The sequence below is a fragment of the Phytobacter massiliensis JC163 genome (assembly GCF_000321045.1).
Taxonomy (GTDB): Bacteria; Pseudomonadota; Gammaproteobacteria; order Enterobacterales; family Enterobacteriaceae; genus Phytobacter_A; species Phytobacter_A massiliensis.
Map to the genome: position 1 here is coordinate 309,187 of NZ_HE578948.1, position 15,546 is coordinate 324,732.

13 protein-coding genes are annotated in these 15,546 nt (G+C 51.6%); 8 read left to right on the forward strand and 5 right to left on the reverse strand.

The window, feature by feature from the left end; translation table 11 throughout:
* Positions 1–64: 64 nt before the first annotated feature.
* The 3 genes from ENTHG_RS18830 to aguB form a co-directional block, all read right to left on the reverse strand.
* Positions 65–1,714: an alpha,alpha-trehalase gene (locus ENTHG_RS18830; RefSeq protein ID WP_044183365.1), complete on the reverse strand. Its 1,650-nt coding sequence runs from the start codon at positions 1,712–1,714 to the stop codon at positions 65–67.
* 507 nt (positions 1,715–2,221) lie between these two features.
* Positions 2,222–3,304 carry an agmatine deiminase gene (gene aguA, locus ENTHG_RS18835; RefSeq protein ID WP_106403330.1) on the reverse strand — a complete coding sequence of 361 codons (1,083 nt, stop codon included), beginning with the start codon at positions 3,302–3,304 and terminating at the stop codon, positions 2,222–2,224.
* Complete coding sequence (gene aguB, locus ENTHG_RS18840) at positions 3,301–4,188, reverse strand: N-carbamoylputrescine amidase (RefSeq protein WP_044183370.1); 888 nt, start codon at positions 4,186–4,188, stop codon at positions 3,301–3,303. Before aguB ends, aguA begins: the two co-directional genes overlap by 4 nt.
* Before the next feature lie 129 nt (positions 4,189–4,317).
* Between aguB and ENTHG_RS18845 the strand changes: the two genes are divergently transcribed.
* Positions 4,318–5,232: a LysR family transcriptional regulator gene (locus ENTHG_RS18845; protein ID WP_044183373.1), complete on the forward strand. Its 915-nt coding sequence runs from the start codon at positions 4,318–4,320 to the stop codon at positions 5,230–5,232.
* A 501-nt stretch (positions 5,233–5,733) separates the two neighbouring features.
* Positions 5,734–6,729 carry a fimbrial protein gene (locus ENTHG_RS18850; RefSeq protein WP_081653645.1) on the forward strand — a complete coding sequence of 332 codons (996 nt, stop codon included), beginning with the start codon at positions 5,734–5,736 and terminating at the stop codon, positions 6,727–6,729.
* Between the two features lie 81 nt (positions 6,730–6,810).
* Here ENTHG_RS18850 and ENTHG_RS18855 read toward each other — a convergent pair whose 3' ends face one another.
* Positions 6,811–7,569 carry a glutamine amidotransferase gene (locus ENTHG_RS18855; RefSeq protein ID WP_044183380.1) on the reverse strand — a complete coding sequence of 253 codons (759 nt, stop codon included), beginning with the start codon at positions 7,567–7,569 and terminating at the stop codon, positions 6,811–6,813.
* A 306-nt stretch (positions 7,570–7,875) separates the two neighbouring features.
* Positions 7,876–8,427 (reverse strand): tyrosine-type DNA invertase, encoded by a 552-nt coding sequence (locus ENTHG_RS18860; RefSeq protein ID WP_044183382.1) that lies wholly within the window; start codon positions 8,425–8,427, stop codon positions 7,876–7,878.
* Positions 8,428–8,543: 116 nt separating this feature from the next.
* Here ENTHG_RS18860 and ENTHG_RS18865 point away from each other — a divergent pair, with 116 nt between their 5' ends.
* The 6 genes from ENTHG_RS18865 (at position 8,544) to ENTHG_RS18890 (ending at position 15,536) form a co-directional block, all read left to right on the forward strand.
* Entirely contained in the window at positions 8,544–9,452 is a 909-nt protein-coding gene (locus tag ENTHG_RS18865) for a LysR family transcriptional regulator (protein ID WP_044183386.1), read from the forward strand.
* A gap of 114 nt (positions 9,453–9,566) precedes the next feature.
* A complete protein-coding gene (locus ENTHG_RS18870) occupies positions 9,567–10,124 on the forward strand; it encodes a tyrosine-type DNA invertase (protein WP_044183389.1) in 558 nt (185 codons plus the stop codon).
* 451 nt (positions 10,125–10,575) lie between these two features.
* Positions 10,576–11,094, forward strand: a complete 519-nt coding sequence (locus ENTHG_RS18875; protein WP_044183391.1) for a fimbrial protein — start codon at positions 10,576–10,578, stop codon at positions 11,092–11,094.
* A 99-nt stretch (positions 11,095–11,193) separates the two neighbouring features.
* Positions 11,194–11,883 carry a fimbria/pilus periplasmic chaperone gene (locus ENTHG_RS18880; protein ID WP_052332736.1) on the forward strand — a complete coding sequence of 230 codons (690 nt, stop codon included), beginning with the start codon at positions 11,194–11,196 and terminating at the stop codon, positions 11,881–11,883.
* Between the two features lie 143 nt (positions 11,884–12,026).
* Positions 12,027–14,525, forward strand: coding sequence for a fimbria/pilus outer membrane usher protein (locus ENTHG_RS18885; protein WP_237567506.1), 2,499 nt, complete (start codon positions 12,027–12,029; stop codon positions 14,523–14,525).
* A 21-nt stretch (positions 14,526–14,546) separates the two neighbouring features.
* Complete coding sequence (locus ENTHG_RS18890; RefSeq protein WP_052332737.1) at positions 14,547–15,536, forward strand: fimbrial protein; 990 nt, start codon at positions 14,547–14,549, stop codon at positions 15,534–15,536.
* Positions 15,537–15,546: the final 10 nt, after the last annotated feature.

Genomic DNA, 15,546 nt, shown 5'->3' on the forward strand with positions numbered 1-15,546 from the left:
CGGTTCCCTCGCCCCTTTGGGGAGAGGGTTAGGGTGAGGGGTACATTTGCGCCGTATTCGACCCTTACGGCTCTCCGTACAGGCCGATAAGACGGCGAACAACGCCGTTGGTCCAGCCGAAGCCGTCCTGCAGCGGATACTCACCGCCGCCGCCCTCCAGCGGAATACCGCTGGCGATATGATACTTCTCAATCAGCTTATGGTGCTGGAGGTAGAAGTGATTCACCGTGCGCAGCCAGTTACGGGCAATCTCATCCCCCAGCGCGTCGTTGCCGTACAGTTTAAAGCCCTGAATCGCCATCCACTGCAGCGGCGCCCAGCCGTTGGGTTTATCCCACTGCTCGCCGGTTTCGTACTCGGTCGCCATGATGCCGCCGGGGGTCAGCAGACGTGAAATCGTCGCTTCGGCGAGTTTCTCCGCCTGTTCATGGGTCGCCATACCGACATACAGCGGCACCAGGCTGGCGGCAGAAAAGAGCGCCATTTCACCGCGACGCCAGTCGTAGTCGCGGTAGCAGCCTTTTTCTTCGTCCCACAGATAGCGGTTAACCGCCGCGCGACGGTCGCTGGCCTTCTGGCGGAACTCCGCTTCTTTCTCTCGCTCCCCTTTCAGCCCGGAGATATTGGCGATAGCGCTCTCCAGCTTGAACAGGAAAGCGTTCAGATCGATCGGGATAAACTGCGTGGTGCGGATACTCGCCAGCCGGTGCGAATCGCGCAGCCAGCGGGAGGAGTAGTCCCAGCCGGAGGCGGCCCCGGCGCGTAAATCACGATAAACCTCTGCCGCCGGGCGGGAAGAGTGCTTCGCCGTTTCAACGTCTTCGTACCAGGATTCGTCGCGCGGGGTATCACGGTCATCCCAGTAGCGGTTGAGCAGCGAGCCGTCGGGCATACGCACCGCATGACGGTACGCCTGGTTGGGCAGCAGCGAATCCGCGCCATCCATCCAGAAGTCATACTCCATCAGCAGGTGGTCAAGGTATCGCCGCGCGCCGCGCACGCCGTCTTCCTCAAACAGTTCGACCATCAGCGCGAACACCGGCGGCTGGGAGCGGCTCAGATAATAGGTGCGGTTACCGTTCGGGATATGGCCGTAGCGCTCAATCATCCAGGCGAAGTTGTCGGCCATACAGCGCAGCAGGTCGTTACGGCCGCTTTCCGCCAGCCCCAGCATGGTGAAGTAGGAGTCCCAGTAGTAGGTCTCGCTGAATCGTCCGCCCGGCACGATATAGGCCTGCGGCAGCGCCAGCAACGACGACCACGGGATATGGTCCTGCGGCTCACGGGTCAGTACCGGCCACAGGCGATCGATATGCTCTTTCAGGCTGTTTTGCGGATCGGAGACATACTCTTTGCTGTAGTCTACCGGCATCCAGAAGTGCGCCTGTACAAACAGACGCAGGTCAAAATCGGGTTTGCGTTTGATCTTGCGATAACGGATCAAAATATCGAGCGGATCCATTTTCGGCGCACAGTCAGGGAAGGTTTTGCTGTCGGCAAAAAGACGTGACGACTGAACGTGCTCAAACAGTTCCAGATAACGGTCGGCAGGGGTAAGCGCGTCAGAGGCGGGCATGCCCTCGATCATTTCCGGTTCCGGCTCCGCGTCGATCATTTCAGCCAGTTTTAACTCGCAGGGATCGATTTCGTAGCGGGGCTCTTCATGGATCCCAAACTCTACGGATTCAGCGCTGTGAAGTTTCTGGTTGAACATAATAATACTGGCCTCCGGATATTGTCGTAACGGATTGCAGGTGTTTCCCGGCTTATATTTAAGCGTAGACATTCGCTTCGATTTGTGGGGAGCAAAGTGTGCGATAGATCACAGTTAGCCCCTGCGCTATAAACGCCGTTTTTCGTACTAATCCAAATACATCAATAGCTTATTCAGAAGCAGCGTCAGGCTGCTCCTGAAAAATTCAGAACATTCAAAATGCAACAGGGTATTAATGCTTTGCGGGATTATAGTTTTCGATAACGCGTTGATAAATGCTATCAAAAAGCGCCCGGTGATTAAAAGACGAGTTTGCAAAACTTTGTTAAAGCGCAGCCCGGAAAAGGTTATTTAACGGCATGATTTCGCGGAGAAATAGTATTATTTCGCCTGCCAAATGCGGTTATATAATTTATCTTCATTATAAGCCGTAAGCCTTAACGCAAATAAGCATTAGGCATAAAGGTAACCCGGGCAAGGCGGCACGCCGCACCCGGGATAAAAGACTTACTGAGGGATTTGCTGGGTGATGCAGTGAATATTACCGCCGCCGAGCAGGATTTCCCGCGCCGGTACGCCGGTTATCACAAACCCCGGGAACATTTCATGAAACAGCGCTTCGGCCAGGCCGTCGGTAGCCGGGTCCAGCAGCGGGAAAATAATCTGCTGGTTGCTCACCAGATAGTTGACGTAAGAGCCAGCCAGGCGGTTGCCCTCGGTTCGCTCAATCGCCGTGCCTTTCTCTACGTCACAGGTCTCTTCCGCGCTGGCATAGAGCGGCGGCGGAGACGGCACTTTCCAGATTTTTAGCCTGCGCCCGCGGGCGTCTGTCGCCTGTTCCAGCACCGCCAGCGCCGCCGCGGAACGGGCGTACTGCGGATCGTTCTCGTCGTCAGTCCAGTGCAGCGCCACTTCACCTGGCCGGACAAAACAGCACATGTTGTCCACGTGGCCGTCGGTTTCGTCGTTAAACACCCCGTCCGGCAGCCAGATAAAGGTATCAACGCCAAGATATTCGCCCAGCTGCCGTTCAATCTCCGCCTGTGACAGATGCGGGTTGCGGTTGGGGTTGAGCAGGCATTCAGCGGTGGTCATCAGCGTCCCTTCGCCGTCCACATGAATTGAGCCGCCTTCCAGAATCAGGTCAGTCTGGTAGCAGGGCATGTTGTGATACTGCGCCACCTGCATGGCGATCTGCTGATCTTTATCCCAGCTTTCGTACAGTCCGCCGAGCAGTCCGCCCCAGGCGTTAAACGTCCAGCTTACCGCACGGGTTTCGCCCGCGGCGTTACGGACCACGGTCGGGCCGGTGTCGCGCATCCAGGCGTCGTCGCTCTCCATCTCAACCAGCGTCACGTGGTCGGGCATGGTGCTGCGCGCTTTTTCCATCTCGGCGCGCGGTACCGCCATAAAAACCGGCGTTGAGCGGGAAATGGCGGCGGCCACCGCGGCAAACGCCCGCTGAGCAGGCGCGGCATTGGCGCGCCAGTTATCGGTGCGATACGGCCAGCACATCCAGACCGCCTGATGGGGCGCCCATTCCGCCGGCATGGCGAAGCCATCCTGGCGCGGGGTAGTCAGCGACATTATTTGCTCCTTTCGCTACCGTCAGAGGTGGCGATGGTGCCGTACATGTTCGGGCGACGGTCGCGGAACAGGCCCCAGGAGGCGCGCTGCGCGGCGATGGCGTCCAGATCGAAAGTGTGCACCAGCACCGCTTCGTCGGTTTTGTTCGCCTGCTGCACCAGTTCGCCGGTCTGATCGGCAATAAAGGAAGAGCCGTAGAAGGTCATTTCCAGACCCTCGATATATTTGCTGGCCTCGGTGCCGATGCGGTTAGAGGCGATGACCGGCACCAGGTTGGCGGCGGCATGGCCCTGCTGAACGCGCGTCCAGTGCGGCTGGCTGTCGATCTCCGGGTAAGCCGGTTCAGAACCAATCGCGGTCGGGTAGAAGATCACCTCTGCCCCTGCCAGCGCCAGGCAGCGGGCCGTTTCCGGGAACCACTGATCCCAGCAGATGCCAACGCCGACTTTAGCGTAACGGGTATTCCACACTTTGAAGCCGGTGTCGCCAGGAATAAAGAACTGTTTTTCCTGGTAAGCCGGACCGTTCGGAATATGGGTTTTGCGATAGGTGTCCATCACCGTACCGTCGGCGTCGATCATCACCAGCGAGTTGTAATACGCGTTGTTATGCTTTTCGAACAGGCTCAGCGGCAGCACCACTTCCAGCTCTTTCGCCAGCGCGGAGAAATGTTTGATAAGCGGGCTGGTGGCGACTTCTTGCGCCAGCGCATAGTGTTCCGGGCTCTGGTCGATGCAGAAATAGGGTGCGGCGAACAGCTCCTGAATCAGGATAATCTGCGCGCCCTGACGATGGGCTTCACGCACCAGACGCTCGGCGTTGGCAACGTTTTTTTCCAGTTCCCAGGTGCAGGCCATCTGCGTGGCGGCAACCGTTACATTTCTCATGTGCATCTCCATCAAAGCAGAACGTGAAAGGGGGTGAGGGAATGGCTCACTGTGCGCAGACTATAGCAATAGTGGGGTTTATGAATAAAATGTATTGTTTGCATGAAACCATGAACAGGATGCATAGTCGTGATTGACCTCAATTTGCTGCGCCTCGTCCCCATTCTGGCGAAAGAAAAAAATGTGACCCGCGCGGCGCGCAAAGCCAATATCACCCAGTCGGCGTTCAGCCATGCGCTTACCCGTCTGCGCGAGCAGCTCAACGATGAGATGTTTGTGCGCACCCGCAACGGCATGGAGCCGACCCCTTACGCAGCCTCGATGATCCCGGTGATTGAGAACGCCCTGAGCAAGCTGGATGCGGCGACCCGCGGAAAAGGCGATTTCGACCCGACGAAAGATGCGCACACTTTTTATATTGGCGCGGTGGATTACTTCGAATTTATGTATATGCCGCTATTAACGGCGAACTTTAAAACGCGTGCGCCGAACGTGCGGCTCTCAGTAGATATTCTTTCAGAAACCATCAAATTCGAGCGGGTGGAGCGGGGCCAGCTGGACGCGTTTATCGGCGTCGATAACCTGCAATATATTCCGCAATACTTTAATAAACAGACGCTGACCTCGGACTATTATGTGGCGATTGCGTCGGTTGAGCGCACGGATCTTCCTTCTCAGTTGACGCTCCGGCATCTGGTCACCGAGGCGCAAATTCATCTTCCCGCGGTGAGTTCCGGGGCGGATCATATTGATAGCTGGCTTCTGTCACAGCATCTCTACCGTCCGTTAACCACGGTAGTACAGAGCTACGCGGTGGGGGGACGTGTGGCGGTGGCGTCGGGGTATTTGATGTGCGTACCGTACCGTATCGCCAAAGAGCTGGCGGCGATGATGCCGCTACGGATAATGGATTTACCCAAGGGCGCGCCATCGTATGATTTGATCCTGTTAACGCATCGTTTATTTGATTATCAGTCGGCGCTACAGTGGCTGGTTGGCGAGTTGAAAAAGGTGCAGTTAGGATCATTATCCCTGGAAGGGTAAAGAACCCGCTTTCGCAGCGATAAAAATAAAAAACACCGTGGCGTTAAAAATAAGGCTGTGTTGTAGTTAAGCGCAGGCGAGTTTATGTAGAAAAATAGCCCTCCGGTCAGGCTAATATGGGTGCTCAGTATGGGCCACCGCAAGGGGGGGAACGCTGTACTGGTTAACGTAGCGCACCTTGCGGTGTCAGCAATGTTGAGGCGCGTTTCATTTATCAAATGAATGCATTATTTTTATCCATTACTATCAATGATATTTGATCTATCGCTCATTTTGCTTTTCTTTTCTCTGTAATTACCCTAAATACGAATTAGCCTATTGCCAGTTAAATAGCGGTGCGTATATTGTCTCTCCGATATAATTCTAACCAACCGAAGTTGAACACCACACGGATATTTAATTGAAATAATATCCGTTAAAAATACGTGGTGCAGGCAATCATACATAATTTATATAAAACATTTTTTATAGCAGTTCGCTATGACCTGAAAGGAGGAAATAATGGAATGGAGATCTTTTATACGTCTGATGGCGTGTTTGTGTACAATATTATTCATGCCAAAAATGGCTTTGGCGTTTAGCTGCGATACCAGTAGCGGTAGCGCAACCATCGCCGCCGCCAGCGTTCCCTATACTATTGATGCCACTTCAACGGCGAGCAGCGCCTGGACAACGGCCTGTTCCGGAACGTCCCCTGGCGGCCAGCAGGATGCAATGCGTATCAACAGCATTACCCTGAACCCCGTCTTCTCCAATGCCGGATATGATATCGAGGTCTCGACAGGGGGGACATGGCGCACGCGACCGAACGCGCGCTATGCCTGTCTCTGGCCTTCAAGCAATACTAACTACAACTGTACCCCTACCGTTGGCAGCGGTACGAAACATAATATGCGCTACGTCAGCGTGCGGTTAAAAAGAACGAGCGCAGCTACATTTGCCACCATTGCTTCCGGCACCACCATCGCGACCATAGATATCTGGCAGCGCTCGAATGGTACATGGAGCAATACCGGGGGCTGGGCTTCAGTCAGGCTGACTATCAAGCTCAGCGGCGACTTGAAAAGCGTTGTCCCGACGTGTGATGTGAAGGATTACGATAGTGCTGTTACCTTACCGGCGGTGAAGAGCGCAGACTTAAAAGCCATCGGCTCGGGGCGCTATACGGCAGTGAAAAAACCGTTCACGTTTGCTATGGAATGTGAATATTCGCCGAAAGTGAATATTACCTTTACCGGAACGACCATGCCGGGCACTAATGATGAAGTGCTGGCGAATACGCTGCCGGGCAATGAGAATGTCGGCTTACAGCTGGAATATGTGAATGCTTATAATGGTGATAAAACAGTAGTCAAAGCCGGAACGGAAATGAACCTGCTATCAGTGGCGGATACCAATGAAACGTTAAATTTTAATGCCTGGTATTATTACAGAGGCGGCAGCGTATACGGTGGCAAAATTAGAGCCCAAAGCGAGTTTACTTTCGACTACGATTGATTCCTTCCTCGGGGGCGGTGGTACGCCCCTTTCCTTCCTGCAACAGGCATCTACTCCAGGAACCTCCTGCGGACGACAACGTTACGCGCTTTGCGCCAGGCTATCATCCTGTGGCAGCACGCGACTCAGCGCCTGGTTCACGAAGCGGCGCAGCAGCTCGGTCGTTTCCGGGGCCGGGAGAAGACTCGCCAGCAGCGCCTGCGGATCAAACCCTTCCTCTGTCAGCACTGCATTGCGCTGGCGAATCATGTCAGCCGCAATTGCCGGGGTAAACTCCGGGTGAAACTGGGTAGACATGGCGTTTGGCCCGTAACGCACGATTTGGTGTTGATCATGTGCCGATGAGGCCAGGGCCAGCGCGCCTTCGGGCAGGCGGGAGACCGTCTGCATATGGGTGAGGTGCGCCGGGAACTCACGCGGCAGGGTGCTCAGCAGCATATCGTTGCTGGCGCTTGGGTGAAGATGAATCGCCTGGCTGCCCACTTCGCGCCCCTGAGGGTGCCACTCGACTTCACCGCCTAACGCATGGGCCATAAGCTGATGCCCATAGCAGACGCCAAACAGCGACATACCCATCGTCATTGCCTGGCGTATCCATTCGGCGGCCGCCTCGCTCCAGGGCAGGCGGTCGGTCACCATCGCCCATGAGCCGGTTATCACGGCGACACGGTTGGCATCGGGGGCCGGTAGCGGCTCACCGTCAAATACTCTGATGACTTCTGTCTGCTCAAGCGGATGTTGAATAGCACGACAAAACCAGGAGGGAATATCACCGTGAGTTTCCCGAATAGCGTCACAGGGGAAGCCTACCTGCAGAATAATTAACGGACGATCGGCCATTATATCCTCACTTTTTTGCGGAACATTGCTCGACTATGCGCCGAAAAATTCAGGCTGTGAAGAGGTTAGACCCAGAGGTTTGTAAAGACGAAGCGGCTAGATACGGGAAATGCAGGAGTGATAATACGGCTATTTATTTATTTTTCTTAATAAAAATTAAACAGTGATGAAATTATATCTTAAGAAATTATTTTTTCTCTCATTTATCTTCACGGGTCATGATGACCGTGGACGAAATGAGTTTTGTGAATCCCTGGTGTTTCATCACCCAATCAGGCGGTGATAAAAAGATACAGCTAAAAGTCTTTAAAAAACGATTTTTCCAAATCTGACGGCGTTACTGGCGGTATAAAGTACCGTATGTTGAATGTTGCGATGGCCGAGGTAGTCCTGAATTAAACGGGTGTCGATGCCCTTCTCCGCCAGGGCATAGCCGCAGGCATGGCGGAACATGTGCGGGTGAACGGTGACCGGCAGATTGGCCTGCTCCCCCAGTTTTCTCATTAGATTGTATACCTGCTGGCGTGAAAGGCGATTGCCTCGTAGAGAAAGGAAAAGCCATGATGACTGCGTCCCCAAATAGCTACTGCGAATTTTTAACCATTCCTTAAGCGAAGCTTTTTCCTCTTCCTGAAGTGGATGTACCGTAGAAAATCCCCCTTTCAATCGGAATATCCGAATTCTACTCCCATCTTGATCTATATCAGATAACTTGAGATTGATAAGCTCACTCACCCGTAAACCATGAATAAAGCACATAGTCAGCAGGCAATAATTGCGCGCTGCGTTTCTCCCCCTTTTCGCTGCGTTTAGTAATCGATCGATTTCATTTTCACTCAGAAAACGTCTTTTATCCATACTCATCTCTCTTCACTAAGTTACCATGATAATTAGTAAACCATGGGGTATTGTGTTTAACTATCAAATGGTTTGAAAAGTATATTGCAAATTTTTTTATTACTTAAGGATGTCCAGTGGACAAAATCAACTATAACTTTATCCGGGTTATTATTAGTATCGTTGAACATAGCAATATGAGCCGTGCAGCGGAAGAATTGGAAATGCTTCCGGGCTCGATTAGCTATGCTGTAAATCAGCTAAGGAAGCACTTCAACGATCCACTTTTTATTCGTGACAAAAATGGAGTAAAACCAACAAGTCTGGCGAAGCAACTTTATCAGCACTTTAAACGAGCGGAAGAAAGCATTGAGCGTGCTTTCTCATTATCGCCGCTGCAGACAGAATCCAGCAATATTAAAATGCACACTATCCAGCTAAATGAATTATATTTAATGAAGAAGCTGATGGATAATGATTACTTTACCGGCGATAACTCGCTCTCTTTTTGCGCATTTACTCCCTCGGCATCGAAGCGTTTACAACAACTGCGATCCTGGCAGATTGATTTAGATATCGGGCTGAAATTATGGGAAGATCCGTCAATCATCTGTATTAAGCTAAAAGATGCCGATTTTGTGTATGTCGCGCATAAAGACAGCCCCGTCGATTTAGAAGCGCATGCGCGATCGGTTACCCATTTTAAAAACTCCCAGGCAAATGCCAGGGTCGCCTGGGCACAGGGCTGGACGCAGGCGGAAGAATCTCTACGGCTCTATATTAAGAACCAGTCGGAACGTAATAAAGAAATATTTTATCGCACCGAATCGTTAGCAAATATCTTTCTGCTGATGAGTATAAGTGATATTGCTTATGCTATGCCGCGTTATATTTATAACTACTGCTCGCGTTTTTTTTCGCTTAAGCATGCTGACTTCCCTGCCTTTAATGTCTCAAGGCTGGCAACCTATGCCCATTATCACGTCAATAATAAAAACAAGAATTCTATTAATAAAATAATCGAAATCTTCAACCGGGAAAATTGATTACCGCATAATAACCCTACTTTTCGTCCGTTGTCTTCAACGATGGCCTGACTGATGATGAGCACGGCACCGTTAGTGGTGCCGTTCCTTTTCCCGTAAATCAGGATACGTCTAATGAGTCTTCATCAAAGTCGAAAACATCTTACGCAACACGAGGTTGAGCGACTTATTCTCGCCGCCAGTCAGGGAGCGAACCCTGAAAGAGACTGCTGTTTTATCTGGATGTGTTTTATCCATGGATGCCGGGTCAGTGAAATCTGTTCCTGGCGTTTATCTGACATTGATGTCGTCGGGCGCAGTATTTACGTACAGCGATTAAAGAATGGATTTTCTACCACGCACCCCATCTATGAGCGTGAAATGGTCAAGCTCAATCGGTGGCTGGAAGCCCGCAAGCAGTATGAAAACGCCGATTCAGACTGGTTATTCCTTTCACGGAAGGGGCAAAAGCTCTCGCGCCAGCGGATCTATCAATTCATGCGGCAATATGGCCTGGAAGCTGGTCTGAATATCAAACCCCATCCGCATATGCTCAGGCATGCCTGTGGTTTTGCGCTGGCAGACCGCGGCATCGATACCCGTTTAATTCAGGATTACCTTGGCCACAGGAATATTCAACACACCGTGATCTACACCGCGAGTAATGAGCGAAGATTTAAAGAGATTTGGTAAGAAATAAATGTAACAAAATAATTCTGATGGGTCATTTTGTACCAAACTGAAATGTACTTTATTTGTAACTAAATTCGATGTCAATACACTTCAAAAAACTGAGGTTATGAGGATTATCTGTAGTCATAACAGTCAGTTAACTAGTCCTGCCTCATCTGGCAACAAAAAGAATTCTCATTCGCTTCATTTTTCTTAAAAGTGTGCAACTGCACGTGTTAACTTTTTGGCAGGTTTTAACGCTAAGCCATGGACTGAGAACAGGATTTTTATCTACAAGGCGGGGTGCCATCCCTGGCTTATGGAGCAAAATTCTTTAGTAGTCAATTTGGTACAAAATGACTACTGGTAAGAATCCACTGCAGGGGAGCAAATCAGTATTTGTTATTTTGAATCAAACGGGAAAGGAACACTTTATGTAGACGTAACTGAGTATTTTTTAAGGAAAAAGAATATGAGCAAAACTTTATTAGCTGCAATTCTGGCGACCGTCGCAACAGGCGCATTAGCAGATGATGGTCAAATTTTGTTTAATGGCAATATCATCGACCAGGCCTGTACAGTCGTGAATGATATGTCAAACCCTCTGACAGTAACCTTAGGCACTATTAGCACCACCTCGCTCAATGGCCAGGCAGGTAAAACTGCGGCCCCTACCAGCTTTAAAATTGCCCTGAGAAATTGCCCGCAGAGTGTGACTGCTGTGTCGGTGAAATTCGACGGCCAGCCTGCAAATGGTGACAATACTGCTCTGCGGTTAACTCAAAGTCCCGCTACGGCGAGCAACGTAGGTATCCAAATCAAAGATCACAATGATATGGTCGTACCGCTTTATACCGCCAGCTCTTCCTACCCGATCAATTACCAGAGCGATAACGCCATTCCGTTTGTGGCGCGTTATGTCGCACTTGCCGATCAGGTAGAAGCGGGTTCGGCCAACTCTGTGGCTAACTTCACCATTGTCTATAACTGATTGAGTTTCCTTTCACTTTCCCCAGTTATGGAAAGGTTATTTTAATTAATTGGCCGGTCCTGGCCGGCCTTTTTTAAGATTTAAAATGGTGTCGCCGTTATGCACAGTTTAATAAAGTTATGTAACGTCGCTTTTATGATTCTGCCGCTAATAAGCACCAGCGTTGCCGCTGCGCAACCGGGGGGGATTACGGTTGGCGGCACGCGAGTTATCTTCAATGGCAATAAAAAAGAGACCTCGCTAAGCGTAACGAACTCGGATGCAAACCCGTATTTAATTCAGTCATGGGCAGAAACACAGGCCGGGGCTACGGATAAAGCGCCCTTTATTATTACACCGCCATTATTTCGCATGGAGGGTAACCAGCAAACTCAACTGCGTATTGTGCGCACCGGTACATTACCTGAAGACCGTGAATCCCTGTACTGGATAAATGTCAAATCCATTCCTTCGGGCACCCCAAAAGAGGGTGTTAATACCCTGCAGATTGCGATTAAAACCCGTATCAAACTTATTTTCCGTCCGCAAAATTTAAAAGGCAATGCGGAGGAAGTCACCGAGCAGATTACCTGGCATAAACAAGGCAATAAATTAACCGTTAACAACCCAACGCCTTTTGTGATGAATTTTCACCGCGTCACGGTAGGGGGCAAAGAAGTAAAAGACGCCACCTATGTGTTACCGATGAGCTCTGATACTTATACCATGCCCGCTGCGGCATCAGGGCCAATAAGCTGGAAACTCATTAATGATTACGGCGGTATTGGCGTACAGCATACCGCTCGCTAAACACGGGACGTGATCCTCTGTAGGAATATTCCCTGGGCTGTGGAGATGCATGGATGAAAACCAAACAAACGGATCTACGGAGCTGGCGTATAAGCAAAGTTGCCTGTTTTATCGCTGCGCAACTCGTCCTGCCCATAGAATTCATGACAGACGCCGATGCAAGACAGACGTTCAACCCGGAACTGCTGGAGCTGAACGGCACCGACAGCGCGCAGGTCGATCTTTCCTTATTCGACGAGTCTGGCGGGCAGTTACCCGGAAGGTATCGCGTCGACATTTTTATGAATAACGAAAAAGTCGAAACCCGAGAGGTGGATTTTCGTATGCAGAAAGGGAACGATGATAAAGAACACCTGTTCCCGTGCCTGAGTATGGAAGATCTCAGCCGCTATGGCGTTCTCGTCAGTAAGTTCTCTTTCCCCGTGCAGCAGAACAGCACCTGTGTCGACTTTTCGGTCATTCCGCAGGCGCGCAGCGATTTTAATTTCTTAGGACAGCAGTTATTACTCTCGTTTCCACAGACGGCGGTCAGCAGTGCGGCCAGGGGCTGGGTCGACCCCGTATTATGGGATGAAGGTATTCCGGCATTGATGCTCAATTACAGTGCGTCGGGCTCGTACACCAACAACAAAACCGGCGACAGTGATAGTGACAACCAGTATGTCAATTTACGCCCTGGGATAAATATCGGCCCCTGGCGCTTACGCAACTACACCACCTGGAACCGCACCAGCAGTTCCGGCCGCTACGGCACCACCAGCAGCAACTGGGATACCGTTTACACCTACGCGCAGCGGAATATTAAATCATTAAACAGCCAGCTTACGCTGGGGGATAGCTCCACCTCTGCGGATATTTTCGACAGCGTGTCATTTCGCGGCGTGCAGCTCGCCACCGATGATGAAATGATGCCGGAAAGCCTGCGCGGCTATGCGCCGGTTGTCCGCGGTATTGCACGTACTAACGCTCATGTCACCATTCGGCAGAACGGCTACATCATCTATGAAAATAGCGTCTCGCCCGGCGCTTTTGAAATTACCGATATGTACCCTACCGGGGGCGGTGGGGATCTGTATGTCACCATTAAAGAGTCGGACGGCAGCGAGCAGCAGATGGTTGTTCCCTTTGCCTCTCTTCCGGTTTTACAGCGAGAAGGCAAAGCGAAATATACCCTGACCACTGCGGTCTATCGTTCCTACGATAGCGGCGTTGATAAAACGCCCTTTAGCCAGGGGACGTTTATCTATGGCCTGCCTGCGGGTATCACCGGCTACGGCGGGGGGCAGTTTGCCAGCAAATACCAGTCTCTGGCGCTGGGTATAGGCAAAAATATGGGCGGGCTGGGCGCGGTCTCGCTAGATATGACCCAGGCCTGGTCACGGATGAAGGACGAGGCGCGTGAGAATGGCCGCGCTTTTCGTGCACGCTACAGCAAAAACTTTGTTGAAAGCGGAACAAACTTCTCTATTGCGGGCTATCGCTACGCCACGGAAGGGTACTGGGATCTTGAGGATGTGCTGGAAACCTACCGGGATGACAACCGATCGGCGCTGTTTACCGAGCGTCGTCGCCACCGCGCTGAACTGACGGTGAACCAGTCATTGTGGAAAGCGGGCGGCTCCCTGGCATTGAGTGCCGTGCGGGAAGACTACTGGAACACCAACCGAAAAATGGAGTCCTGGAGTCTGAGTTACAACAATAACGTGCAGAGCGTCAGCTTTAGCCTTAACTACACCTTTAATAAAAACTCCACCCCGAACACATCCTCCGGCAGCGGACGCACTTACGATAAAGACCATCTCTTTGCGTTAAGCGTTTCTGTGCCGTTATCGACCCTGTTTGGCGAACATCCTGCCTACGCCAGCTACATGCTTAATACCAGTAAAAAAGGCAACACCACCCAGTTCGTTGGCCTTAACGGCTCAATACTTGAGGATAACAACCTGAGCTGGAGCGTAATGGAAGGCTACGGTAGCCAGGGCGAAGGGAATACCGGCGGAGTCAATGCAGACTGGCGTGCGTCGCACGGCGAACTGAGCGGCGGTTACGACTATGACAGGTACAGCCAGCGTATCAATTATGGATTAGCCGGCAGCATTGTGGCGCACAGAAACGGCGTTACCTTCGGCCAGCCGCTTGGCGAAACCGTTGCCCTTGTTGCCGCGCCCGGCGCGGAAGATGTCAGGGTAATCGGGCAAACCGGCGTCAAAACCGACTGGGCGGGTTACGCGCTGGTCCCTTACGCCAGCCCGTATCGTAAAAACGATATCACGCTGGATACTCAAACTTTTGGTGATGATACCGAGGTGCCTGTCACTACCTCAACGGTTGTGCCCACGCGCGGCGCGGTTGTTCGCGCCGGCTATCAAACCAGCGTCGGCCACCGTGTATTAATGCATCTGACGCAAAGTAACGGAAAAGCGGTGCCGTTTGGAGCGCTGGTCACGCTGGTAAATGGCAATAGTCAGCAGAGCTTTATTGTTGGCGACAATGGCCAGGTCTATCTGTCCGGTCTGCCAGATAGCGGTGAATTACGTGTGCGCTGGGGGAGCGATCCTGATGAACAGTGCCGCCTGAATTACACCCTGATGGAAAAGCGTAGCGGAATTAAAACATTGAGCGACGTTTGTCGTCCTGGTTAAGCATGTGAAAAGGGCAGGGATATGAAATCGCAATTCATTGCAAAATGGCATGTATCGGTTTTCCACAATAAGATCGGCAAACGGATCGTTATTGCCGGGCTGTTGCTGATAGCGAAGTCAGGCGCAGCGTGGGCAGGTGACTGTCCGATAACCGCGAATATTATCGGCCCGGCAACATTGAATGTTCCCCAATCCGCGCCGCCGGGAACCGTGCTCGCCACGTTTTCATTAGATTGGTCGGCTCTGCAACCCAACGGCTGTAAATGGCCCCAGGCGGCCTCTGCAAATTATGCGTTTTATGGTGAAGGCTCCCCGGACGGGAATTTATATCCGACAAACATTCCGGGCATTGCTTATCGGGGCAAACTGCCCGGCTGGCAACGCTTTGGGCTGGATAAATACTGGCCCGAAACCGGGCTGGCGGTCAGCGAAGGCTCTGATGGCAGGGGTGGATATATAAAGCCGGGATCCGCAACCATTGAACTGGTAAAAACCGGCCCGGTGCAATCGGGCAGTTTTGGACCCGGCACAATCATGCGTGGTTATGTACAGGGCATTAACTTCTTTAATATATTTTTAAGCAACACGATTAATGTCACTTATGCAAATCCGGCGTGCAGCGTGCTGAGCTCAACGGTGCCTGTGAACCTTGAAACGGTGAATAGCCTCAAGCTTAATGAAACGGGTAAAACCGCCGGAGATACGCTGTTTACGCTGCCGCTAAACTGCCCTTCACCAACCAGAATTTCTCTGACTTTTAGCGGTGATGTTGTTGATAGCGGCAATGCGGTCTTCAGAAACAGCAACCCGGCTAATACCGCCAACGTTGGTGTGCAGTTATTAGACAAGAATAACATTCCGGTCCCGACATCCCCGGCAAGCAGTATCAGTCTGGGAGAGGTAAGTGGAAACTACAATTACCCGATGACGGCGCGTTACTACTCTTTAACGGGGAATGTACCCGCGGGAGCAGTTAGCTCTGTAGCCTATGTCACTATTCAGTACAATTAAATGCAGGGCC